Consider the following 22,893-nt stretch of genomic DNA (forward strand, 5'->3'; position numbering starts at 1 on the left):
TCTAACCCTTTACTCCGGTGAGCGTGACGCCCTCGACGAACGCCTTCTGGGCGAAGAAGAACACGAGGATCACGGGGGCCATGACCAGCACGGTGGCGGCCATGGTGAGGTTCCAGTCGGTGTGGTGGGCGCCCTTGAAGGACTCCAGGCCGTAGGAGAGCGTCCAGGCGCCCGGGTTCTCCGAGGCGTAGATCTGGGGGCCGAAGTAGTCGTTCCACGCGTAGAAGAACTGGAAGAGGGCCACTGCGGCAATGCCCGGCTTGGCCATCGGCAGAACGACCTTCAGCAGCGTGCGCAGGTCGCCGCAGCCGTCCACCTTGGCCGCGTCCACGTACTCGTCGGGGATCGTCGTGAGGAACTGGCGGAGGAGGAAGATGGAGAACGCGTCGCCGAACGCCATGGGGATGATCAGCGGCCAGAGGGTGCCGGACAGGTCGAGCTGCTTCGCCCAGAACAGGTACATCGGGATGACGATCACCTGCGGTGGCAGCATCATCATCGAGATGACCAGCATCAGGGCCAGGTTGCGGCCGCGGAAGCGGAACTTGGCCAGGGCGTAGGCCACGGGGATCGAGGAGACGACCGTGAGGACCGTGCCCAGGCCCGCGTAGATGAGGGTGTTCTTCCACCAGGTGAGGAAGCCGGGGGTGTCGAAGACCTGGGCGTAGTTGCCCCACTCCCAGGTGTGCGGGACCAGGTCGCGGCTGAGTGCCTGGCTGTCGCTCATGAGGGAGGTGAGGAGGACGAAGACGAACGGGAGCGTGAAGAAGAGGGCCGCCGCGACGCCGAGGGAATGGACCGCGATCCACTCCAGCAGGGCCCTGCGGTGGGCCGTGCGTTCCGCCGGCGACGGGGCTGTCTTCAGCTCCAGGGGCTTGTCGAGCACCTGTGTCATCGTTCACCTGCCTGGATCAGGCCGCCCCGGCGGCGCATCAGGAGGGCCGTGAAGGCCATGGAGAGGGCGAAGAGGACCAGGGCGACCACACAGGCCGAGCCGTAGTCGAAGCGCTGGAAGCCCAGGTTGTAGACGAGTTGGGGGAGGGTGAGGGTCGACTTGTCGGGGTAACCGGGCTCGAACAGCGTTCCCGCGCCCTGGATCACGCCCGAGGCGACCTTTCCGGCGATCAGTGGCTGGGTGTAGTACTGCATCGTCTGGATGACGCCCGTGACGACCGCGAACATGACGATCGGCGAGATGTTCGGGAGCGTGACGTGGCGGAAGCGCTGCCAGGAGCCCGCGCCGTCCAGTTCCGCCGCCTCGTACTGCTCCTTCGGCACGTCGAGCAGGGCCGCCATGAAGATGACCATCAGGTCGCCGATGCCCCACAGGGCCAGCAGGGTCAGGGCCGGTTTCGACCAGGTGGGGTCGTTGAACCAGCCGGGGGTGGGCAGGCCGGCCTTCTCCAGGATCGCGTCGACCGGGCCCGTACCGGGGTTGAGGAGGAACGCGAAGGCCATCGTGGCCGCGACGGGCGGGGCCAGGTACGGCAGGTAGAAGAGGGTGCGGAAGACGCCCGTGGCCGTCTTGATCCTGGTGATGAGCAGGCCCACGCCCAGGCCGAAGGCGACCCGGAGCGTGACCATGACGACGACCAGCCACAGGGTGTTGCGCAGGGCGGGCCAGAAGAGGGGGTAGTGCTCGAAGACGTACACCCAGTTCTTGGTGCCGCTCCACACGGGCGGCCTGAAGCCGTCGTAGTGCATGAAGGAGAAGTAGACGGTGGAGAGCAGGGGATAGGCGAAGAAGACCGTGAAGCCGATCAGCCAGGGGGAGAGGAAGGCGAGGGTGCGCAGGGTCGAGCGGCGGTGTTTCGCCCGCAACGTGTAGGTGGCCATGGTCACTTCGCCTGCGCGATGTCCGTGTCGATCTGCCGGGCGGTCTGCTGAAGGCCCTTCTTCAGGTCGGTCGCCTTGCCGCTCTCGTAGTCGTAGCCGAACTGCTGGATCGTGGTGAGGTAGACACCGCCGTTGACGGAGGCGGGGGCCGTGGTGGAGTCCGGGTTCGCCGCGATCTCCAGGAACGTCTTGAAGCGCGGGTCGTACGTCAGCTTCGGGGACTTCAGGGCCGCGAGCGTCGAGGGCACGTTGTGGATGGCGTTGGAGAAGTTCACCACCGCGTCCGTGTTCGTGCTGATGTACTTCACCAGCTCCCAGGCGGCGTTCTGCTTCTTGCTGGTCGCCGCGATGCCGGCGATGGTGCCGGTGATGTAGCCCTTGCCGTACTGGTCGGCCTGGTCGTCGGGGACGGGCAGCGGGGCGACGCCGATGTCGAACTTCGGCTTGGTGGCGAGGGCCATGCCCAGGCGCCACTCGCCGTCGAGTTGCATGGCGACCTGGCCGGTGTGGAAGGGGTGCTTGGGGCCCCATTCGTCGCCGAGCTCGGAGCGGTAGGTCTCCAGCTTCCGGTAGCCGCCCAGTTCGTCGACCAGCTTTTTCTGGACCGTGAAGGCCTGGGCGAAAGCGGGGTCCTTGGCGACGTTCGACTTGCCGTCCTTGTCGAAGTACGTGGGGGAGAACTGGCCGAGGTAGTGCTCGGTGGTGGTCTCCCAGCCGTGGTAGTCCGGCATGAAGCCGAGCTGCTTGTAGGTGTCGCCCCGGGGGATCGTCAGCTTCTCGGCGTCCGTGGCGAATTCCGACCAGGTCTTCGGCGGGGCGGTGATGCCGGCCTTCTTGAACGCCGTCTTGTTGTAGTAGAGGCCGTACGCGTCGCCCAGCAGGGGGACCGCGCAGCGGTTGCCGTCGAACCGGGTGTACTCGTTCATCGCCTTCGGGAAGGTCTTCTCCGGGTCGATGCCCGACTTCTCGAAGAACGGGTCGAGATCCACCAGCGCGCCCGAGGAGCAGAACTTCCCGACGCTGTTCGTGGTGAACGACGAGATCACGTCCGGGGCCTTGGCACCGCCGGTGCGCAGGGCCTGGTTCATCTTGTCGTCCGTCATGTTGCCGACGACGTCGACGTGGATGTCGGGGTGCGCCTTCTCGAATCCGGAGATCAGGTCCTTGACGGCCTTCACCTCCGAGGGCGCGCTCCAGGCGTGCCAGAAGGTGAGGGTCGTCTCCTTGGACGCGTCGTCGCTCGCGCCCGCGTCCGGCCGGCCGGTGCAGGCCGTGGCGAGGAGGGCGATGGAGGCGGAGGCGACGAGCGCGAAAGTCGCTTTTCTGGATGTTCCGGGCATGGCAGAGCTCCCTGAGGCACGGGGGAAAGAAGGGATTACCGGGGGAGGAGGGTGGGGCGTGGTGCAGAGGGGGGTGGGGCTGGTTCAGAGGGGGGCGGCCTGAAGGTCGGCAGCCCGGCCGGTTCAGCGGGAGGTGTCGAAGACCTCGTCGCGGGTGGTCGCGAGCGCGCTCTCCAGCGCGCCGCGCAGCACGGGGTGTTCACGGACGTCGCCCACGACCAGACGCGGGCGGGACGCGGCCAGCTCTTCCAGTTCGGCCTGGACGAGGGCGCGCAGCGGCTCGCCGCCCGAGGCGAGGGCCGCGCCGCTCAGCACGACGAGCTCGGGGTCGAGGACCGACACCAGGGAGGCCAGACCGGTGGCCAGCCGGGTCGCGTAGGTCCGCAGGAGCTGCCGGTGGGCGTCGTCGTCCGCCTGCGCCGCCCTGGCCACCAGCTCGGCGGCGGCCTCGGCGTACGGCCCGGGCGGGACGTCCTCGATGCCGAGCTCGCGGGCCAGGCGCGGGACGGCCTGGGAACCGGCCAGCTCCTGGTAGCCGCCGCTGTTGGCCTTGGTGACCTGGCGGACCAGGGGTGTGCCCGGCACCGGCAGGAAGCCGACCTCGCCGGCGCCGCCGGTCCAGCCGCGGTGCAGCCGGCCGCCGAGCACCAGGGCGGCGCCCAGGCCCTCCTGGTTCCACAGCAGCACGAAGTCCGCGTGGCCCCGGGCCGCCCCGAGGCGCTGCTCGGCGAGCGCGACCAGGTTGACGTCGTTCTCGTACTCGAAGGGCATCGGCAGGGCGGCGGCCAGCTCGTCCAGCAGGGTGGGGGAGTGCCAGCCCGGGAGGTGGGAGGCGTAGCGCAGCCGGCCCGTGGTGGGGTCGAAGGCGCCGGGGGTGCCGATGACGAGGCGGTGGATGTCGTCCCGGGCGAGACCGGCCGCCTTCACCGCGCCGTCCAGGGCGTCGGTGACCTGCTGGACGACCGGGGTGCCGGTGCGCCTGCCGGGGGTGGGCAGCTCGTGGCGGCCGATCGTGCGGCCGGTGATGTCGGCGACCGCGGCGAGGATCCGCTGGGGGGTGACGTCGAGTCCGGCGGCGTGACCGGCCGCCGGGTTGACCTCGTAGAGCTGGGCGCTGGGACCGGGGCGGCCTTCGGTGGTGCCGGTGGCCAGGACGAGGCCCGCCGCCTCCAGGCGGGCCAGCAGCTGGGAGGCGGTCGGCTTGGACAGGCCGGTGAGCTTGCCGATCCGGGTGCGGGACAGCGGCCCGTGCTCCAGCAGCAGGTCCAGGGCGGCCCGGTCGTTCATGGCGCGCAGGACGCGCGGGGTGCCCGGCGTGCCGGCGGTTCCTGCCATGCGTGTCCACACCTGCCCTTCGGCTGCTCAGCTTCTCAGTGATCAGGCGGTGAAGTCCATCGGGAGGCCACCGCCTCGGGTCACTGTTAGGAAAGTTTCCTATCGGTGGGAGGAAGGTAGGCCGGGCGCCCCGCGGGCGTCAATAGGGGACGGCCTGCCGTCATCCGGACATGCGGAAGGGCGGTGTCCGGCAGAACCGGACACCGCCCTCTGTGTACGTCGGGGTGCTGCTACTTCGTGGTGCTCGTCGGCGCCGGCGTCGGCGGCGCGAGCGGGGACGCCGCCGCGGACTGCGGGGACGACGCGTTCGCGTACACCGACGGCGCGGCCATGCCCGCCGTCGGGTCGGCGGGCTGCTCCTCCGCCGGGGCCGTGGCGCCGCCGACGATCCGGATGTCCGCCGCGTCGAAGGCCCGCTTGACCCGCCAGCGCAGCTCGCGCTCCACGGTCAGGGACTTGCCGGGCATGGTCTTGGCGGTGACCCGCACGACCATGGAGTCCAGCAGCACGCTGTCCAGGCCGAGGACCTCGATCGGGCCCCACAGCAGCTCGTTCCAGGGCTCCTCGGCGCTCATCTTCTCGGCGACCTCGTCCAGCGTGGCCTTCACCCTGTCCAGGTCCTCGCCGGCGTGGACGGTGACGTCGACGTTGGCCGTGGCCCAGCCCTGCGAGAGGTTGCCGATGCGCTTGACCTCGCCGTTGCGGACGTACCAGATCTCGCCGCCGTCGCCGCGCAGCTTGGTCACCCGCAGGCCGACCTCGATCACCTCGCCGGAGGCGACGCCGGCGTCGATCGTGTCGCCGACGCCGTACTGGTCCTCCAGGATCATGAAGACACCGGACAGGAAGTCCGTGACGAGGTTGCGGGCACCGAAGCCGATCGCGACACCGGCGACACCGGCCGACGCCAGCAGCGGGGCGAGGTTGATGTTGAACGCGGAGAGGATCATCAGGGCCGCGGTGCCCACGATCAGGAAGCTGGCGACCGAGCGCAGCACCGAGCCGATCGCCTGGGAGCGCTGACGGCGCCGTTCCAGGTTGACCAGCAGGCCGCCCAGGGGTGTGCTGTCCACCGTCTGCTCGGTGCGGCTCATCCTGTCTATGAGCTTGGTGATCGCCCGGCGTACCGCGACGCGCAGCACCACCGCTATCACCACGATCAGCAGGACCTGCAACCCGATCGCGAGCCACGTCGACCAGTTCTGCTCCACCCAGCCGGCGGCGTTCGTCGCGCTCTCCTGGGCGTCCTGGAGCGAAGGCACTCTCTGCGACGGGGTCTGAGAGGGGGTCGGCGACGGTGACGGGTCGGCGGCCATCAGGACGGCGTCCGCGAGGGACAGGGACACGGCAGGTACCTCCAGGTGCAGCGGTCCGCCCCGGTGCGGTGGGTCAGGGGTCAAGGTCACGGCAGGGTCACCGAAGGGGCAGAACCACCACACTAACGGGGCATTGTGTGTGCTCCCGCGGGATGTGTGAAGGAGAGACCGTGCTCACCTGGGCTTGAACAGGTCATGATCCGGGGGATGAATGGGATGTGGTCGAAAACACTCCCAGCCCGTTACGGGGACATGGTGGCGCTTCCACCAGGCATGAGGGGAGACTGGCTACGAATCGTCCCGGCGCGAGCCACGCGCCGCCGGCGTCCAAGGAGGCATCCGTGCCGCATGTCCTGGTCCTCAACGCGTCGTACGAGCCGCTAGGTGTCGTACCGCTCCGCCGCGCGCTCGTCCTCGTCCTCGAGAACAAGGCCGTCTGCCTCGAGGAGTCCGGCGCCTATCTGCACAGCGCGACCGTCACAGTCCCCGCACCCAGCGTGGTCCGGCTCAAGCGATTCGTCCGGGTTCCCTATCGGGGGCCCGTTCCTCTGACCCGCCGGGCGCTCTTCGCCCGCGACGGGGGCCGGTGCATGTACTGCGGTGGCGTCGCAACCAGCGTCGACCACGTCATCCCGCGCAGCCGCGGGGGCAAGCACGTCTGGGACAACGTGGTGGCGTCCTGCCGCCGCTGCAACCACGTGAAGGCGGATCGGCACCTGTTCGAGATCGGCTGGCGGCTGCGTCACAAACCCGCTCCGCCGTCCGGCCTGGCCTGGCGCATCATCGGGACCGGCCACAGGGACCCGCGCTGGCTGCCGTACTTGCAGCCGTACGGCGCGGAGGACGCCATGGCCCGGATCGACGGCATTTCCGCCTGACGAGATCCGGGCCTTCGTGTTGCCGAACGAGCGGTGAGCCGGCCCCGGGGGTCCCCTGTTCCCCCGGGGCCGGCCGGTCATGGGCCGCCTCACCCGTCCCGCGTCACGCGTACCGGAGTTCCCCCGGCCGCACCGAGCGGCCCAGCAGCGGCAGCGAGGTCGCCGCGGCGAGCAGGCAGGCGGCGTACACGGCAACCGGCACCAGGGCCGCCGCCCAGGGGAACGGGCTGTGGCCGAGCAGCGCGTACCAGGCGGCGACGGCCGTCCCGCCCAGGCCCGCGAGCAGCACCGCCGGTGCCAGCGGCAGCGCGGTCTCCAGCAGCAGGGCCCGGCCGAGCACCGCGTGCGGCACCCCGGCGGCGACCTGCGCGGCCAGACCGCGGCGGCGGGTGGCCAGGGACTCGGCGGTGCCGACGGCGAGGCCCGACAGCGTGATCGCGAGAGCGACCACGATGGCGACGGCGGTGAGATCGAGGCCGGTGATGTAGTAGTCCGCACTCTCGGCGAGCTGCTTGCCGGAGCGCACCTCGTCGAGGAGCACCGCGCGTACGCCCATGAAACCGCCCCCGACGACCGTCACCAGCAGCACCGCCGCGTGGGTACGGGCAGCGGCCCACGGGTCCGTGCGCAGCCGCTCCGCCGCGATCAGCGCCGCCGCCGACCGGGCCCGGGCCGCGAGGACCCGTCCGGTCACCTTGGCCACGGCCCCGGAGAGCCACACCGCGCCCGCGCCGACCGCGAGCACCACGCCCACCATGATCAGCGGCGGCCCGGCGTAGGGCCGGTGGGGGGCGGCCGAGGACGCGCCGAGCACGGCGACCAGCGTCACCACCCCGACCAGCACGACCCCCGCCAGGAACAGCAGTCCGGGGCCCCGCCCGGTGCGCGGCCCGGTCCGGCGGACCCAGCCGAGGGGCGAGGCCACCACCCGGCGCAACGCCAGCGCGCCCGCCGCCGCGCCCAGCAGCGGCACACCGGCCGCGACCAGGGCGATCCCCGCCCAGGCCAGGAGGGTCGGCCGGTCCCACAGGCGCAGCAGGAGCAGCACGGAGAAGACGGTGGCGACCGCCGAGCCCAGCAGGCAGGCCAGGCCGGTCTCCAGCGCGGCGATCCGCCGCACCTGCCAGGGTGCCGCCCCGGCCAGCCGCAGCCCCGCCAGCCGGCGGTCGCGGTGCACCGCCCCGATGCGGGCGCACTGCCCGAGGAACCCGAGCACCGGCACGAGCAGGATCAGGCTGACGATCACGCCGGACCGCGTGCCGGGCTGGTCCAGCAGACCCGCGGCAACGGGCACGTCGTACTGGCCGCGCAGCGACGCCAGGGCGACGGCGGCCAGGGCGAACCCGGTCGCGAGCGCCGCGCCGGTCGCCGTCAGGGCCACGCGCCACCACTCGCCGCGGTCGGAACCCCGGGTGAGGTCCCAGGCCAGCCGCAGATCGGCTCTCAGCGAGGTCATGCCGTCACCCCCAGCGCCACCACGGCGCCGTCCCGCAGCTGGACCTCTCGGTCCGCGTACGCGGCCACCTGGGCGTCGTGGGTGATCAGCAGGACGGTCGTGCCCGACTCGCGGGCCGTGTGGACCAGGGCCGTCATGACCTGCTCACCGGCCAGGGAGTCCAGCGCGCCCGTCGGCTCGTCGGCGAAGACCACCCTCGGCCCGGTGACCAGGGCCCGGGCCAGCGCGGCACGCTGCGCCTGTCCGCCGCTCAGCTCGCCCGGCCGCAGGTCCTCCTGGCCCCGCACCCCGAACCGCTCCAGCCACTCCCCGGCCCGGGCCCGCGCCTCGGCCCGGCCGTTGCCCGCCAGCAGCAGGGGCAGGGCGGCGTTGTCCAGGACCGTCAGCTCGGGGATGAGCTGCCCGAACTGGAACACCACGCCGAACTCGGTGCGCCGCAGCTCGCTCAGCCGCTGCTCGGGCAGGTCCTCCAGCCGCCGGCCGTCGTAGGTCACCGAGCCGGTGTCCGGGCGGACGATGCCGGCCAGGCAGTGCAGCAGCGTCGACTTTCCGCTGCCGCTCGCGCCGGTCACCGCGAGGATCTCGCCGGCGCGCAGCTCGACCGACGCGCCCCGCAGGGCGGGGGTCCGGCCGTGCGCCTTGGTGAGACCGGCGGCCGTGAGAAGGGGCACGGGTCTGCTCATGCTGCGTCGACCTCCGCGGTCAGGGTGGTGAGCCGGGCCGCCGTGGTGTTCATCCAGCGGAGGTCGGCGTCGAGGTGGTTGAGGGCGTAGTCCGCCGAGAGCACGGTCGCGAGATCGGCTCCCCGGGCGGCCTTGACCGCCGTGAGCTCCCGCATCCGCTCCATGTGCGCGGCGCGCTGGGCGCTGAGGTACCGGGCCGGGTCACCGCCGGAGAGGATCGCGACCACGACCTTGGCGAAGATCTCGTTCGCCACGAAGGGAGCGGGCGGGGCGATCTCCCCGGCCCACCGGGCCAGTTCCAGGGCCCCCTCGTCGGTCGTCCGGTACGCCGTGCGCTCCGGACCGCCGTCCGAACCGGTGCCGTCGACCTCTGCGAGGCCGTCCCGCACGAGGCGCTGCAGGGTCGTGTAGACCTGCCCGTAGGCCAGCGGGCGGGCCTGCGGGAAGCGTTCGTCGTGGCGCCGCTTGAGGTCGTAGCCATGGCTGGGACCCGTCGCGAGCAGGCCCAGCAGGATGTGGCGGGTGCTCATGCCGATCATTATGCACTGAGTACATGTACTGAGTGAATAGTGATCGGCGGGGAACTCCTCCGCCGGACCCCGGCATGCTCACTCCGAGACGGCGTACGCCTCCGCCGACCACAGCGAATACCCGTACTGCGTCGCCCGCTCGTCACCCTGCACGCGTACGAAACGCACGTCCCGTTCGTCCATCGGGACGCTCTCCCGGCCGCCCCGGCTGTCCCGCACCGTGGCGGCGGTGCGCCAGCGGCGGCCGTCCGCGGAGACCTGGACGCGGTACGCCGCGGGATGGGCGTCCTGCCAGTGCAGCGCGACCCGGCCGAGCCGCGCCGGGCGGGCCAGCTCCACCTGCCACCAGGCGCCGTCGTCGACCGGCGAGGACCAGCGGGTCCGCGGATCGCCGTCGTTCGCCGCCGACGCGGGGAAGCCGGGCGTCTCGTCGCCCGAGGAGCGGGCGGTGCCCGAGCGGGCCAGGTCGGGGCCGCCGGTGGGCGGGACGGCACGGACGGTGAGCGTGCGGTCCGCTCCCGCGAACCCCAGCCGGACCTCGTACGACCGCATCGGGGCGCCGCGCTCCACGGTCACCTCGACCGGGATTTCCACCGTCGTGCCGCGCCGCACGGCCAGTTCGCCCTTCGGCACCCGTACCCGCACGCCCTCGGGCGCCTCGGCGGTGAGCCTTCCGCGGGCGTCCGCGGGGCGCAGCGACCCGAGCCGGGCGGTCAGCCGCCCGGTCCGGCCGGTCTCGACGTCCGCCCGGTCGCGGGGCAGAGCGAGGGAGGTGGCGGGGGACTCGCCGAACCAGGGGATGAGGTGGTGGACGCGGGACGGGGCGGGGCCGGTGACCCGCAGGGCGTCGGCGCGTTCCGCCGGCCGCAGTTCGGTCGCCCCGGACCCGTCCAGCCGGCCCGCCTCCCGCCAGCCCCGCCCCGGCGTGTGCACCTCGACGACGCCCTCGGTGCCCGGCTCCGTCAGGGCCGTCACGGCGGTCAGCGCCCGCGCCCGCGGGAAGCGCAGGGTACGGCCGTCGCCGGGATTGCGGGGCGGCTCGTGATGGATGCCCGACCAGGCCGCGTACGACTTCTGAGCCCGGCGCAGGAAGGGGTCCAGCACGTCCGTGCCGACCTCGACCGGCGCCGACCCCAGCCGGGCCCGCAGCGCGCCGAGCCTGCGGTACGCGCTCCAGGCCGCCGCCGCGTCCCCGGCGCGCTGCGCGTCCAGCATGCCGAGCGCGGCCGTGCCCGCCTCGCCGTACGACGCCAGCTGCCGCGCCCAGGGGGCGGCCTCCGAGCCGAGGCCGGTTCCCGACAGCCGCCGGGGCAGCTCGCGCAGCACGGTGAAGGCCTCGCGCAGCCGCCGGGTGGCCTCGCGGTCGGTCGCGGTGCCGACCGCCGTGCGGGACGCCCAGTACGCCTCGGTCAGCGGGCGCAGATACGCCGACTCCCCGTCGTCCAGCACCGACGAGGCGTCGTTGCCGGCGAGCGCGGCCAGGGCCTGCTCGCGGCTCCGGTCCCCGCCCGCGAGGTCGGCGATCGCGGCGCGCCAGGACTCGCCGGGCCGGTAGGCGCGCGGGTTCCAGGCGTAGTCGGCGGCGGTGAACAGCGGGATGCGCGACGCCTCCGGCTGCTGCATCGCGTTGGCGAGCAGGGCGGCCGAACCGGTCGCGACGGCCGGCTCACGGCCCCGGTAGGGGCCGAGGAAGAGGCGGCCGGGGTCGTAGTCGTTGACCGGGTAGTTGTCCATGGTGACCAGCGGATGCCCGAACGCCTTGCGCGCGTCGGCCAGTTCGGCGCCCGTGATGGTGCGGGGCACCACCCCGACGCCGGTCCACGCCACCTCGACGGGCGCGGCCAGTTCGCTCGCCAGTACCCGCCGGTAGTCGGTCGTGCCGTCCTCGTAGTACTCGGTGGGCATCAGGGACAGACCCGCCGCGCCGGGGTGGTGCCGCGCCAGGTGCCGGGCCACCGCGTTCGCCACCCGGGCCTGCGCCCGCGCCGCCGCCTCGGGGCCCGAGCCGAACCGGTCGGCGTCCTCCCCGCAGTGCCACTCGCTGTAGCTGACGTCCTGGAACTGGAGCTGGAACGCCCGGAAGCCCAGTGCCCACATCGCGTCCAGCTTGCGCGTCAGCGCCCGCACGTCGGCGTCCGAGGCGAAGCACATCGCCTGGCCGGGGGCCACCGCCCAGCCCAGCGAGACGTGGTTGCGTCGCGCCCGCTCGGCCAGCTCCCGGAACCGGGCCCGCTGCTGCGCCGGGTAGGGCTCACGCCAGCGGGCCTGCCGGTAGAGGTCCTCGCCGGGGGCGTACAGATAGCGGTTCTGCTTGGTGCGCCCCATGAAGTCGAGCTGCGCCAGCCGCTGCCCGTGCGTCCAGGCGGTGCCGTAGAAGCCCTCGGTGATGCCGCGTACGGCGGTGCCGGGCCAGTCGCGGACGACGGCCGACGCGATCGTGCCCCCGGGCCGCAGGAGCTGCCGCAGCGTCTGGACGGCGTGGAAGAGACCGTCCTCGCCGGTGCCGGTGAGGGAGACGCCGCCCTGGCCCACGGACAGCTCGTAGCCCCCGGAGGGCAGGGCGTGGCGGTCGCCCCGGCGGGCGGGCTCCGTACGCGCGTGCACGACCAGGGCGCCCGGGCCGGGCGTGTCCGTGATCCGGCGCGCCCCGGCCTCTCGCAGCAGCCCGCGCAGTGTCTCGACCGCATGGGGGTCCCCCCTGCTCGAGCGAAGCCGAGAGCTTGGGGGAGGGTCCACCTGCCCGTCGGTGACCAGGGCGACCTCGTCCGGCACCGCGACCGGGGCGCCGTTCGCGCGCAGCGACTGCGGGCGCGGCCAGACGGAGAGATCCTCTCCGGCGGTGTCGGGGGCGGGCGCCGCGGCCGTGCCCGGGGGAGAGGGAGCCGCCATGGCGGCGGGCGGGGCGACGAGGCTCCCGGCGACGACGGCGACCGCGAGGGCCACGGTCCGCTTCCCACGCCGCAGTCCCACAGGCCCCCTCCAGATGTGCTCGACCGGCCCGACGAGCCCACCACCCGCCCGGCGAGGGTGTCAACGAGAGTGGCCGTTGTGACTGAAATGCCGGAATCTTGACTGTGTGGAGGGGAGTGGAATGTGAGCAGAAGCACGATGTCGGGCCCAGGGTGTCTGCCTTCGCGTCGACTGGGTAGGGCTGCCATGACCCACCGTTGAGCAGAAACCGACAAGGAGGCCCCCCGTGGCTGCGATGACTTTCCTTCCGCTCCCGGCCCCGTCCAAACCCGTGGCGGACCCGTCCGCCGACCTCGACGACACCCACCACGACGACCCGCGCTACTGCGTTTTCAGCTCCGAGAGCACCCACACCGAACTGCCGCTGACCAGCGAGCCCCCGCTGCCCGACGCCGAGCCCCTCACCAGTGAGCCGCCGCTCGCCGAAGCCGCCCCCCTGACCAGCGAGCCCCCGGCCTTCGTCCCGGACTTCACGAGGATGTAGATGACCGCACCCCGGCCGGCCGACCCGCCTTCCGAGGACCTGTCCCGCCTCGCCGTCCTGCACGGCGTCGCGACTTCCTACAGTCCGTCCCCGGACCGCACGGTCGCGGCCTCGGCCACCGCGGTCACCCTGACCCTGGCCGCCCTCGGCGTGGACGCGAGCACGCCCGGCGCCGTCCGCGCCGCGCTCGCGGCCCGCGAGGGGGAACTGGGCGAACGGCTGCTGCCCCCGACACTGGTCGGCTGGGGCGGCAGCCCCCCGGCCGCCCTGGCGGCGCTGCCCGCGGGGACCCGGCTGCGCATCGACACCGAGCAGGGCGAGAGCCGCACCGCGGCGGACGGCCTGCCCCCCGGCGTCCACCGGCTGACCGCCACCACCCCCGACGGCCACACCGCCACGGCCCACCTGATCGTCGCCCCGCCCCGCCTGCCCGCCCCGCCCGGACGCTCCTGCGGGCTGCTCGTCCAGCTCTACTCCCTGCTGTCCCGCCGCTCCTGGGGCATGGGCGACCTCGGTGACCTCGCCGAACTGGCCGGCTGGGCCGGACGGTCGCTCGGCGCCGGATTCATCCAGGTCAACCCGCTGCACGCGGCCGTACCCGGGGCCCCCACCGACCCCTCCCCCTACCGCCCCTCCTCGCGCCGCTTCCCCGACCCCGTGCACCTGCGCATCGAGGACGTCCCCGAGGCCACGTACGTCGACGACCCCGAACGCCTGCGCGCCCTGCTGGAGAGAGCGGGCCGGCTGCGCGAAGCGGTGCTGCGGCAGGGCGCGTTGATCGACCGGGACGCCGTGTGGGAGCTCAAGCGGGAGGCGCTGGAGCTGCTCGGTGAGGTCCCCCTCGGGCCCGGCCGGCGCGCCGCCTACTGCGACTTCCTCGCCGGGCAGGGCCAGGCCCTGGAGGACCACGCCACCTGGTGCGCGCTCGCCGAGGTGCACGGCTCCGACTGGCACCGCTGGCCGACGGGCCTGCGCGACCCGCGTTCGGCCGAGACCGCCCAGGCCCGCAACGGCCTCATGGACCGGGTCGACTTCTGGTCCCGGCTCGCCTGGCTCACCGACACCCAGCTGACCGCGGCCCAGCGCGCCGGGCGCGAAGCCGGGATGCCGGTCGGGATCGTCCACGACCTCGCGGTCGGCGTGCACCCCGTCGGTGCCGACGCCTGGGCGCAGCAGGAGTACTTCGCCGCGGGCATGTCGGTGGGCGCCCCGCCGGACGCCTTCAACGCCCGCGGCCAGGACTGGGGCCTGCCGCCCTGGCGGCCCGACCGCCTCGCCGCGTCCGGCTACGCCCCGTTCCGCGAGCTGCTGCGCGCCCTGTTCCGCTACGCCGGAGCGCTGCGCATCGACCACGTCATGGGCCTGTTCCGCCTCTGGTGGGTCCCCCAGGGGCACCCGCCCACCGAGGGCACCTACGTCCGCTACGACGCCGAGGCCATGCTCGCCGTCCTCGTCCTGGAGGCCTCCCGGGCCGGGGCGCTGGTGATCGGCGAGGACCTCGGCACCGTCGAGCCCGGCGTCCGGGAGACGCTGCGCGAGCGCGGTGTGCTCGGCACCTCCGTGCTGTGGTTCGAACGCGACTGGGAGGGCGACGGCCGTCCGCTGCCCCCCGAGAGCTGGCGCGCCGACTGCCTGGCCACCGCCACCACCCACGACCTGCCCTCCACGGCAGCCCGCCTGACCGGCGAGCACGTGGAACTCCGGGACAGCCTGGGGCTGCTGACCCGCCCGCTGGAGGAGGAGCGCGCCGAGGCCGCCGCCGACGCGGGGGAGTGGCTGTCCCTGCTGTCCCGGCTCGGCCTGCTGCGGGGCACGGGCGGCGGCAGCGACACCTCCTCGGAGGAGGCCCAGATCCAGGCCGTCCACCGCTTCCTGCTGCGCACCCCGGCCCGCATGGTCGGCGTCTGGCTCCCCGACGGCGTCGGCGACCGCCGCCCGCAGAACCTCCCGGGGACCTGGGACCAGTACCCGAACTGGCGGCTGCCGATCGCGGACGCGCAGGGGCGGCCCGTGACGCTGGAGGACCTCGCGGCCTCGCCCCGGCTGCACGCGCTGATGGAGGTCCTCGGGGACGGCCGTCCATGAGCCCGGCGTCTCTTACGGCACCCCGGGCGCGCGGGCCCGGTCGGCGTTGGATATTTTGACACCGTGGACAAGAAGAACGCCCTGCGCGCCGGCGCCCTGGCAGCCGGTACGACGCTGATGATGCTGCTCCTGTCGTCGCCCGCCTCCGCGCTCACGCGCGACGACGGTGACGACCCCGGCACGGGCCTGAGCGTCATCGAGACGCTGGGCCTCTTCGTCTTTGCCCCGATCGTGCTCTACCTGGTCATCGCCGGTCTGGTGATGGTCGGCGACAAGTCGCACAAGAAGAAGGACCCGACCAGCTCCAACATCGCCACCAAGGCCGAGGCGAAGAGCGAAGTCAAGGCCTGATCAGCTTTCCTCTTCGAGGGCGTCGTCGCGGTCACCGCGGCGACGCCCTCGTTGTCGTCAGGGCCTCTCCGCCCCCGCCAGCAGTTCCCGCAGGAGGTCCGCCAGGAGGCCGGCCCGTTCGGGGTCCAGGGAGGACAGTGCCTCCGTCTGGACGGCCAGCCCTGCCGCGACCGCCTCGTCGGCCACCCCGAGGCCTTTGTCGGTGAGCGTGACCCGCAGCCCGCGCCGGTCGTGCGGATCCGGCGAGCGGCGCAGCAGCCCCGCGCGCTCCAGCTTGTCCAGGCGCCCCGTCATGCCACCGGTCGTGAGCATCAGCGTCGCGGACAGTTGCCGGGGCGAGAGCGTGTAGGGCTCCCCGGAGCGCCGCAGGGTCGCCAGGACGTCGAACTCCCCGCGTGAGATCCCGAACCTCGCGTACGCCTTGTCCATCCGGTCGCCCATCGCGAGCGTGAGCCGGCCGACCCGGCCGAAGACCTCCATGGCGGCGGTGTCCAGGTCGGGCCGGACCGTGGCCCACTGCTCGATGATCGCGTCGACGGGGTCGTTGCGCTGTTCAGGGCGTCCGCTCATGCCCCGAGTATCCGCCTCCACCAGGTCACCCGCAAGAAAGTAGCTTGACGGAAAGTTGCTTAGCGTTAAGCTACTTTCTGCCGACCTACTTCGAAGGATGTCTTCCCATGGCCGCCTCCCGCCCGGCTCTCATCGCCCTCACCGCCCTCGCCCCGATCTCCTGGGGCACGACCTACGCGGTCACCACCGAGTTCCTCCCCGCCGACCGTCCGCTGTTCACCGGCATGATGCGGGCGCTGCCCGCCGGGCTGGTGCTGCTCGCTCTCGCCCGGGTGCTGCCCCGGGGCGTCTGGTGGGGGAAGGCGGCCGTGCTCGGGGCGTTGAACATCGGCGCCTTCTTTCCCCTGCTGTTCCTGTCGGCGTACCGGCTGCCGGGCGGGATGGCCGCGGTGGTCGGGTCGGTGGGGCCGCTGATCGTCGTCGGGCTGTCGGCGGTGCTGCTGGGGCAGCGGCCCACCGCCCGGAGCGTGCTCACCGGTCTCGTCGCCGCGTTCGGTGTCAGCCTCGTCGTACTGAAGGCGGCCGGGGCACTCGACGCCGTCGGGGTGGCGGCGGCGTTCGCCTCCGCCGCCTCGATGTCCGCCGGCACCGTGCTGACCAAGCGCTGGGGCCGCCCCGACGGCGTGGGCCCGCTCGCGCTCACCGCCTGGCAGCTCACCGCGGGCGGCCTGCTCATCGCGCCCCTCGCCCTCCTCGTCGAGGGCGCCCCGCCCGCGCTCGACGGCCGGGCGGTCGGCGGCTACCTCTACCTCGCGCTGGCGAACACGGCGATCGCGTACTGGCTCTGGTTCCGTGGCATCGGCCGTCTGACCGCCACCCAGGTCACCTTCCTCGGCCCTCTGTCCCCCCTGACCGCCGCGGTCGTCGGCTGGGCGGCGCTCGACCAGACACTGACACCGGTACAGCTGGGAGGCATGGTGCTGGCCTTCGGAGCGACGGTGGCGGGGCAGCTGGGGGTACGACCGCCCGTGCGGGGGTCGTTCGGTTCTCCCGGGGGCGATCACCGAAAGGGCTCGCCGGACCTGGCACTGTCGGCGCCGCGACGGTAGGGCGACTGGGTGGGGGTACGGCCGTCGTGCGCGGGAGTCGATCTCCCCTCGGCCCCGCGCAGCCGCCGTCGCGCCCGGAAAGCGGGCCTCGTCCCGCCCCCCCCGGCGTTGTAGCGTCACTCCGGCACCGCGTTACGAAACTCCCGGAGGTGGGTGTGGCCGCAGATGTCTGCGCGCTGTGTGGGAAGCCGCTCGCCGCGCGTGCCGGCCGTACCGGTCGCGGGTCCGTCTACTGCTCGGCCGCCTGCCGGCAGAAGGCCTACCGGGAACGGCGGCAGCCCCAGGGGCTCACCGTGCAGGGGCTCATCGACGACATCGGGCGGCAGGCGGGGCAGCTGGTACCGCAGCCCGTGGACACCCTCTGCTCGACCGTCGCCGAACTGGCGGAATCCGTCGCGCGGTTGAGGCGGGTGGCCCGTACCGCGCGCGACACCACCCAGGGCACCGAGGATGCCGCGGCACCCGGTGATTCCGTAACACCCACCCCCGTTACGCAACTCGCCGAGACCGACTTCGCCGCCCTCGCCGAGCAGTACCGCCGCGAGATCCAGGTGCACTGCTACCGCATGACGGGGTCGTACGACGAGGCCGAGGACCTCGTGCAGGAGACCTTCCTGCGGGCCTGGCGGGCGCGGGACGGTTTCCAGGGGCGGGCCAGCGCGCGGACCTGGCTGTACCGGATCGCCACCAACACCTGCCTGGACCTGCTGCGGCGGACCGCGCGCCGCCCGCAGCGGTACGAACCGGTGCCGGGGATGAACCACGGCGACGGGGAGCCGCCCGCCCGTATCACCTGGCTGCAGCCCTACCCCGACGACGAGATGCCCCTCACCGAGGAGCGCGAGGAGCCGGAGTCCGCCGCGGTCTCCCGCGAGACCCTGGAGCTCGTCCTCCTCACCGCGATCCAGCACCTGCCCCCGCGCCAGCGGGCCGCGCTGGTCCTGCGCGACGCCCTCGGACTGACGGCGGCGGAGACCGCCGAGGCCCTGGAGACCAGCGTCGCCTCCGTCAACAGCGCACTCCAGCGGGCCCGGCCCACCCTGCGCGAGCACCTTCCCCGGGAGCGTGCCGACTGGCGGGCCACCGTGCCCACGGACGGCCAACGGGCCGTGCTGGACCGGTACATGGCCGCCGTCGGACGCCTCGACTTCGACGCGATGGCCGAGTTGCTCACCGAGGACGTCACCCTCACCATGCCGCCGAACCCGTTCTGGTTCGTGGGCCGGGACGCGATCATCGACTTCGTGCGGATCAGCCTCGATCCCGCCTCCCCCATGTTCTTCGGCCACTGGCGCAGCCTGCCCACCCGCGCCAACGGCCAGCTCGCGGCGGCGAACTACGTCCGCAGGCCCGGGACCAGCGTCCACCGCGCCCAGGTCCTGGACGTCCTGCGCTTCGGCGACGAAGGCCACGGCGACCGCATCGCGGAGATCACCTCCTTCGAGCCGCACCTCTTCCCCGCGTTCGGGCTGCCCCAGCGGCTGTGAACTCCGGCCGATGAGCTTCGGCGCGGTGATACGTCTGCATGGATGTCCCGCACGAACAACTTCCAAGGAGTTCCCCATGCTGCTCACCTACAAGACCGCGATCGTCTACGGCGCCGGCGGCTCCATCGGCGGGGCCGTCGCCCGTGCCTTCGCCGAGCAGGGCGCGAGGGTCCACCTCGTCGGCCGCACCCGGCAGACCCTGGAGGCGGTGGCCGCCGACATCAAGGACGCCGAGGTGGCCGTCGTGGACGCGCTGGACGAGGCGGCCGTGGAGGCCCACGCCGAGCGGGTCGGGGACATCGACATCTCCATCAACCTGGTCACGCGCGGCGACGTACAGGGCGCGCCGCTGGTCGACATGGCCGCCGACGACTTCATGCGGCCGGTCACCGACGGTCTGCGCGCCAACTTCCTGACCGCCCGTGCCGCGGGACGCCGTATGGCCGCGCGGGGGTCCGGGGTGATCCTCGCCCTCAACAGCGGTTCCGCGCACGGCAGTCCGATGATGGGCGGCACCGGCCCCGCGGACGGGGCGATCGACACGCTCGTGCGCAACCTGGCGATCGAACTGGGGCCGAGCGGGGTGCGGGCGGTGGGGCTGTGGGTGGCGGGAGTGCCGGAGACGTTCACCGTCGAGAAGCTCTCCGCGGTCAACCCGGCCATCGACGAGGGCGCCGTCCGGGGCATCGTCGACCAGCTCGCCGGGATGCGCATGACCCGCCGCAACCCCACCCTCGCCGAGGTCGCCGCCACCGCGGTGTTCCTCGCCTCCGACCACGCGGGCGGCGTCACCGGCACCTTCGTCAACGCGACGGGCGGGATGGTGTCCCGCTGAGCGGTCCGAGTGGGCCGCGCACGGGAGTCGAGAGCCCGCCGAAGACCGTGATCCGCCCGCCGGACAAGGGTGTGCCCTCGGCGCCGAGCCCGGCCCGGCGGAGTGGACGGGGGAGGCGGTCGGCCGAAGCCGCCCGCCTCCCACCGCCCCGGTCTCCTACTGCTCCGCCTGCGCGTCCGCCGCCTGCGCCCTCAGCGCCCGCTCCACGCCCGCGCGGGACTCGGAGACGAGCCGGCGCAAGGCCGCGCTCGGCTCGGCGGAGGCCAGCCAGGCGTCCGTCCTGTCCAGGGTCTCCTGCGACACCTGGACCGTCGGATAGAGGCCGACGGCGATCTGCTGGGCCATCTCGTGGGAGCGCGACCCCCAGATGTCCTTGACCACCTCGAAGTACCGCTCCGCGTACGGGGCGAGCACCTCGCGCTGGTCGGTCTGGACGAAGCCGCCGATGACCGCCTCCTGCACGGCGTTCGGCAGCTTGTCGGAGTCCACGACCGACGCCCACGCCTCGGCCTTGGCCTCCGCGGTCGGGCGGGCCGCACGGGCCGTGGCCGCGTGACGCTCACCAGCGGCCGTCCGGTCCCGCTCGTACTCGCCCGCGATCTCCGCCTCGTCGAACCGGCCGACCGCCGCGAGCCGCTGCACGAACGCCCACCGCAGCTCCGTGTCGACGACCAGGCCCTCGACCGTCTGCGAACCCTCCAGCAGCGCGTCCAGCACGTCCAGCTGCTCCGGCGTGCGGGCCGTCGCCGCGAACGCGCGCGCCCACGCCAGCTGGTGGTCGCTGCCCGGCGCCGCCGCCCGCAGATGCGCCAGCGTCGCGTCGGTCCAGCGGGCCAGCAGCGCCTCGCGGGCGGCCGGGTCGGCGTACAGGTCGATCGCCAGCTTCACCTGGCGGTGCAGCGACTGCACGACACCGATGTCGGACTCCTTGCCGATGCCGGACAGCACCAGCGACAGGTAGTCACGGGCCGCGAGCTCGGCGTCCCGCGTCATGTCCCAGGCCGACGCCCAGCACAGGGCACGCGGCAGGGAGGACTCGAAGTCGCCGAGGTGCTCCGTGACGAAGGCCAGCGACTGCTCGTCCAGGCGGACCTTCGCGTACGACAGGTCGTCGTCGTTGAGCAGGATCACGGCCGGGCGGCGCTCGCCCACCAGCCGCGGCACGGCGGTCAGTTCGCCGTCCACGTCCAGTTCGATCCGCTCCCGGCGGACCAGCTTGCCGTTCGCCTCGTCGAGGTCGTACAGGCCGACGGCGATCCGGTGCGGGCGCAGCGTCGGCTCGCCCTTGGCGCCGGCGGGCAGGGCCGGGGCCTCCTGGCGGATGGCGAAGGCGGTGACGACCCCGTCGGCGTCCGTCTCGATCTCCGGACGCAGCACGTTGATGCCGGCCGCCTGGAGCCACTTCTCCGACCAGGTCTTCAGGTCGCGGCCGGAGGTCTCCTCCAGCGCGCCCAGCAGGTCCGACAGCCGGGTGTTGCCGAAGGCGTGACGCTTGAAGTACGCCTGCACGCCCCGGAAGAACTCGTCCATGCCGACGTAGGCGACGAGCTGCTTCAGGACGCTGGCGCCCTTGGCGTACGTGATGCCGTCGAAGTTGACCAGGACGTCGTCCAGGTCGCGGATCTCGGCCATGATCGGGTGGGTGGAGGGCAGCTGGTCCTGCCGGTACGCCCACGTCTTCATGGAGTTGGCGAAGGTGGTCCACGCGTGCGGCCAGCGCGACCCCGGCGCGTGCGCCTGGCAGGCGATGGAGGTGTACGTGGCGAACGACTCGTTCAGCCACAGGTCGTTCCACCACTCCATGGTCACGAGGTCGCCGAACCACATGTGGGCCAGCTCGTGCAGGATGGTCTCGGCGCGCAGCTCGTACGCCGCGTCCGTCACCTTCGAGCGGAACACGTACTGGTCGCGGATGGTCACCGCGCCCGCGTTCTCCATCGCGCCCGCGTTGAACTCCGGCACGAACAGCTGGTCGTACTTCTCGAACGGGTACGCGTAGTCGAACTTCTCCTGGAACCACTCGAAGCCCTGCCGGGTCACCTCGAAGATGGCGTCCGAGTCGAGGTGCTCCGCGAGCGAGGGCCGGCAGTAGATGCCGAGCGGGACGGACTGGCCGTCCTTCTCGTACACACTGTGCACCGAGTGGTACGGGCCGACGATCAGCGCGGTGATGTACGTCGAGATGCGCGGCGTCGGCTCGAACACCCAGACGTTGTCCTGGGGCTCGGGGGTCGGCGAGTTGGAGACGACGGTCCAGCCCTCGGGGGCCTTCACGGTGAACTGGAAGGTCGCCTTCAGGTCCGGCTGCTCGAAGCTCGCGAACACCCGGCGGGCGTCCGGCACCTCGAACTGGGTGTAGAGGTAGGCCTGGTCGTCGACCGGGTCGACGAACCGGTGCAGTCCCTCACCGGTGTTGGTGTACGCGCAGTCGGCCACGACGCGGAGGATGTTGCGACCCTGGAGCAGGCCGGGCAGGGCGATCCGGGAGTCCGCGAAGACCTCGCCGGGGTCGAGGGAGTCGCCGTTCAGGGTCACCTCGTGCACGGCCGGCGCCACCAGGTCGATGAACGACTCCGCGCCGTTCCCGGCCGTCACGTCGAAGCGCACCGTGGTCACGGACCGGTAGGTGCCGCCCTCCTGCGCGCCGGAGAGGTCGAGTTCGATCTCGTACGAGTCAACGGCGAGCAGCTGCGCCCGCTGCTGCGCCTCTTCGCGGGTCAGGTTTGTGCCAGGCACGCGGTCATCTCCTCGTTATGGGTGGGTTGCGTCATCTTTCCACGGCGGCTCGGCGTCAGGCGACGACCCGGGGGTCTTCGAGGGATACCCCTCGGGAGGCGAGGGTCCGGGCGAATGCGCGCACCCCCGCCGACTCCCCGTCCCGGTGCCACACCAGGCCGAGCGCCGACTCCGGCACGCCCTCCACCGGCACGAACGTCACGTCCTCGCGCCGGTGGTACGCGGCCGTCGGCCGGCACAGCAGCATCCCCGCCCGTCCGGCGGCGACCTGGGTCAGCCCCTCCTGCAGGGTGGTCACCGCCGGGCCCGGCACGGCGGTCGGTGCGTGGGCGGCACGCCAGTAGGCCGGGGCCGGGGGCGCGGCCGTGACCAGTGCCGTCTCGGCGACCTCCGCCGCCGTCACGGCCGTACGGGAGGCGAAGGGATGGTCCTGCGCGACCGCGACGGTCTGCGGCCGGCGCGAGAAGACGGGACCGAGCACGAGATCCGGCTCCTCCACCGGGAGCAGGACGACGGCCGCGTCCACCGCCCCCTCCCGCACCCCGCCGAACGGATCGGCGAGCGGGATCTCCACGAGGTCCGCGGCGCACTCCGGGTGCGCGGAGCGGAAGGCCCGCACCGCCGCCGTCAGCCGCGTGTCCGCCGCGCCCTGGAAGCCGATCCGCAGACTGCCCTCGACGCCCCGGGCGGCGGTCCGCGCGTCCTCCACGGCGTCCCGCAGCCCGCCGTACGCCGGACGCAGCCGCTCCACGAACCGTTCCCCGAGCGGGGTCAGCGCGACCCGGCGGCTGGTCCGCCGCACCAGCCGGCCGCCAACCCGCCGCTCCAGCGCGCTCAGCAGCTGACTCACCCGGCTCTGCGAGACGTAGAGCCGCTCGCCGGTCCGTCCGAAGTGCAGTTCCTCCGCCAGCACCAGGAAGCACTCCAGTTCGCGCAACTCCAGCCCCGCCAC

At 72.9% G+C, this 22,893-nt stretch carries 19 protein-coding genes; 7 read left to right on the forward strand and 12 right to left on the reverse strand.

Translation table 11 applies throughout. The annotated features are described in order from the left end of the window. Position 1: 1 nt before the first annotated feature. From ACFCXS_RS08825 to ACFCXS_RS08845, 5 genes are all read right to left on the reverse strand, one after another. Positions 2 to 895, reverse strand: a complete 894-nt coding sequence (locus ACFCXS_RS08825; protein ID WP_376642340.1) for a carbohydrate ABC transporter permease — start codon at positions 893 to 895, stop codon at positions 2 to 4. After that, positions 892 to 1,836: a carbohydrate ABC transporter permease gene (locus tag ACFCXS_RS08830; protein ID WP_376642341.1), complete on the reverse strand. Its 945-nt coding sequence runs from the start codon at positions 1,834 to 1,836 to the stop codon at positions 892 to 894. Before ACFCXS_RS08830 ends, ACFCXS_RS08825 begins: the two co-directional genes overlap by 4 nt. A gap of 2 nt (positions 1,837 to 1,838) precedes the next feature. Further along, the gene (locus ACFCXS_RS08835) at positions 1,839 to 3,176 is read right to left on the reverse strand and encodes an ABC transporter substrate-binding protein (protein WP_376642342.1); all 1,338 of its coding nucleotides are present in this window, start codon (positions 3,174 to 3,176) and stop codon (positions 1,839 to 1,841) included. A 123-nt stretch (positions 3,177 to 3,299) separates the two neighbouring features. After that, positions 3,300 to 4,511, reverse strand: coding sequence for an ROK family protein (locus tag ACFCXS_RS08840; protein ID WP_376642343.1), 1,212 nt, complete (start codon positions 4,509 to 4,511; stop codon positions 3,300 to 3,302). A gap of 230 nt (positions 4,512 to 4,741) precedes the next feature. Next, positions 4,742 to 5,827, reverse strand: coding sequence for a mechanosensitive ion channel family protein (locus ACFCXS_RS08845; protein ID WP_376642423.1), 1,086 nt, complete (start codon positions 5,825 to 5,827; stop codon positions 4,742 to 4,744). Between the two features lie 341 nt (positions 5,828 to 6,168). On the opposite strand from ACFCXS_RS08845, the gene ACFCXS_RS08850 reads away from it, so the two are divergent. Further along, positions 6,169 to 6,705, forward strand: a complete 537-nt coding sequence (locus ACFCXS_RS08850; RefSeq protein WP_033314199.1) for an HNH endonuclease — start codon at positions 6,169 to 6,171, stop codon at positions 6,703 to 6,705. Between the two features lie 103 nt (positions 6,706 to 6,808). Here the strand turns inward: ACFCXS_RS08850 and ACFCXS_RS08855 are convergent, their stop codons facing one another. The 4 genes from ACFCXS_RS08855 to ACFCXS_RS08870 all read right to left on the reverse strand — a co-directional run bounded on the left by ACFCXS_RS08855 (position 6,809) and on the right by ACFCXS_RS08870 (position 12,344). Beyond that, entirely contained in the window at positions 6,809 to 8,161 is a 1,353-nt protein-coding gene (locus ACFCXS_RS08855; protein WP_376642344.1) for an FtsX-like permease family protein, read from the reverse strand. Continuing rightward, the gene (locus ACFCXS_RS08860; protein WP_376642346.1) at positions 8,158 to 8,844 is read right to left on the reverse strand and encodes an ABC transporter ATP-binding protein; all 687 of its coding nucleotides are present in this window, start codon (positions 8,842 to 8,844) and stop codon (positions 8,158 to 8,160) included. The genes ACFCXS_RS08855 and ACFCXS_RS08860 overlap by 4 nt, the downstream gene beginning before the upstream one ends. After that, on the reverse strand, positions 8,841 to 9,374 hold the full coding sequence (locus tag ACFCXS_RS08865) for a PadR family transcriptional regulator (protein ID WP_376642348.1): 534 nt from the start codon (positions 9,372 to 9,374) through the stop codon (positions 8,841 to 8,843). The genes ACFCXS_RS08860 and ACFCXS_RS08865 overlap by 4 nt, the downstream gene beginning before the upstream one ends. A 78-nt stretch (positions 9,375 to 9,452) precedes the next feature. Further along, positions 9,453 to 12,344 (reverse strand): beta-N-acetylglucosaminidase domain-containing protein, encoded by a 2,892-nt coding sequence (locus ACFCXS_RS08870; protein ID WP_376642349.1) that lies wholly within the window; start codon positions 12,342 to 12,344, stop codon positions 9,453 to 9,455. Positions 12,345 to 12,570: 226 nt separating this feature from the next. Between ACFCXS_RS08870 and ACFCXS_RS08875 the strand changes: the two genes are divergently transcribed. The 3 genes from ACFCXS_RS08875 to ACFCXS_RS08885 all read left to right on the forward strand — a co-directional run bounded on the left by ACFCXS_RS08875 (position 12,571) and on the right by ACFCXS_RS08885 (position 15,264). Beyond that, positions 12,571 to 12,828, forward strand: coding sequence for a hypothetical protein (locus ACFCXS_RS08875; RefSeq protein WP_184846438.1), 258 nt, complete (start codon positions 12,571 to 12,573; stop codon positions 12,826 to 12,828). Beyond that, entirely contained in the window at positions 12,829 to 14,913 is a 2,085-nt protein-coding gene (malQ, locus tag ACFCXS_RS08880) for a 4-alpha-glucanotransferase (RefSeq protein ID WP_376642351.1), read from the forward strand. It abuts the gene before it with no gap. Between the two features lie 63 nt (positions 14,914 to 14,976). Continuing rightward, entirely contained in the window at positions 14,977 to 15,264 is a 288-nt protein-coding gene (locus ACFCXS_RS08885) for a hypothetical protein (RefSeq protein ID WP_376642353.1), read from the forward strand. 57 nt (positions 15,265 to 15,321) lie between these two features. On the opposite strand, the gene ACFCXS_RS08890 is transcribed toward ACFCXS_RS08885, so the two are convergent. Next, entirely contained in the window at positions 15,322 to 15,834 is a 513-nt protein-coding gene (locus ACFCXS_RS08890) for a MarR family winged helix-turn-helix transcriptional regulator (protein WP_376642354.1), read from the reverse strand. Between the two features lie 107 nt (positions 15,835 to 15,941). Between ACFCXS_RS08890 and ACFCXS_RS08895 the strand changes: the two genes are divergently transcribed. The 3 genes from ACFCXS_RS08895 to ACFCXS_RS08905 all read left to right on the forward strand — a co-directional run bounded on the left by ACFCXS_RS08895 (position 15,942) and on the right by ACFCXS_RS08905 (position 19,205). Beyond that, complete coding sequence (locus tag ACFCXS_RS08895; protein ID WP_376642355.1) at positions 15,942 to 16,883, forward strand: EamA family transporter; 942 nt, start codon at positions 15,942 to 15,944, stop codon at positions 16,881 to 16,883. 155 nt (positions 16,884 to 17,038) lie between these two features. After that, positions 17,039 to 18,370, forward strand: a complete 1,332-nt coding sequence (locus ACFCXS_RS08900) for a sigma-70 family RNA polymerase sigma factor (protein WP_376642356.1) — start codon at positions 17,039 to 17,041, stop codon at positions 18,368 to 18,370. Between the two features lie 76 nt (positions 18,371 to 18,446). Then, on the forward strand, positions 18,447 to 19,205 hold the full coding sequence (locus ACFCXS_RS08905) for an SDR family NAD(P)-dependent oxidoreductase (protein ID WP_376642357.1): 759 nt from the start codon (positions 18,447 to 18,449) through the stop codon (positions 19,203 to 19,205). Positions 19,206 to 19,361: 156 nt separating this feature from the next. Here the strand turns inward: ACFCXS_RS08905 and pepN are convergent, their stop codons facing one another. Continuing rightward, a complete protein-coding gene (gene pepN / locus ACFCXS_RS08910) occupies positions 19,362 to 21,941 on the reverse strand; it encodes an aminopeptidase N (protein WP_376642358.1) in 2,580 nt (859 codons plus the stop codon). Positions 21,942 to 21,996: 55 nt separating this feature from the next. Then, on the reverse strand, positions 21,997 to 22,893 hold the full coding sequence (locus tag ACFCXS_RS08915) for a LysR family transcriptional regulator (protein WP_376642359.1): 897 nt from the start codon (positions 22,891 to 22,893) through the stop codon (positions 21,997 to 21,999).

The sequence above is a fragment of the Streptomyces sp. NPDC056373 genome, assembly GCF_042262425.1.
Classification (GTDB): Bacteria; Actinomycetota; Actinomycetes; order Streptomycetales; family Streptomycetaceae; genus Streptomyces.

What these genes read in the sequence shown, in the direction of transcription:
- ACFCXS_RS08825 (WP_376642340.1), bottom strand. Translation starts at nt 895, where the DNA reads ATGACACAGGTGCTCGACAAGCCCCTGGAGCTGAAGACAGCCCCGTCG.
- ACFCXS_RS08830 (WP_376642341.1), bottom strand. Translation starts at nt 1,836, where the DNA reads ATGGCCACCTACACGTTGCGGGCGAAACACCGCCGCTCGACCCTGCGC.
- ACFCXS_RS08835 (WP_376642342.1), bottom strand. Translation starts at nt 3,176, where the DNA reads ATGCCCGGAACATCCAGAAAAGCGACTTTCGCGCTCGTCGCCTCCGCC.
- ACFCXS_RS08840 (WP_376642343.1), bottom strand. Translation starts at nt 4,511, where the DNA reads ATGGCAGGAACCGCCGGCACGCCGGGCACCCCGCGCGTCCTGCGCGCC.
- ACFCXS_RS08845 (WP_376642423.1), bottom strand. Translation starts at nt 5,827, where the DNA reads ATGGCCGCCGACCCGTCACCGTCGCCGACCCCCTCTCAGACCCCGTCG.
- ACFCXS_RS08855 (WP_376642344.1), bottom strand. Translation starts at nt 8,161, where the DNA reads ATGACCTCGCTGAGAGCCGATCTGCGGCTGGCCTGGGACCTCACCCGG.
- ACFCXS_RS08860 (WP_376642346.1), bottom strand. Translation starts at nt 8,844, where the DNA reads ATGAGCAGACCCGTGCCCCTTCTCACGGCCGCCGGTCTCACCAAGGCG.
- ACFCXS_RS08865 (WP_376642348.1), bottom strand. Translation starts at nt 9,374, where the DNA reads ATGAGCACCCGCCACATCCTGCTGGGCCTGCTCGCGACGGGTCCCAGC.
- malQ (WP_376642351.1), top strand. Translation starts at nt 12,829, where the DNA reads ATGACCGCACCCCGGCCGGCCGACCCGCCTTCCGAGGACCTGTCCCGC.
- ACFCXS_RS08890 (WP_376642354.1), bottom strand. Translation starts at nt 15,834, where the DNA reads ATGAGCGGACGCCCTGAACAGCGCAACGACCCCGTCGACGCGATCATC.
- ACFCXS_RS08895 (WP_376642355.1), top strand. Translation starts at nt 15,942, where the DNA reads ATGGCCGCCTCCCGCCCGGCTCTCATCGCCCTCACCGCCCTCGCCCCG.
- ACFCXS_RS08905 (WP_376642357.1), top strand. Translation starts at nt 18,447, where the DNA reads ATGCTGCTCACCTACAAGACCGCGATCGTCTACGGCGCCGGCGGCTCC.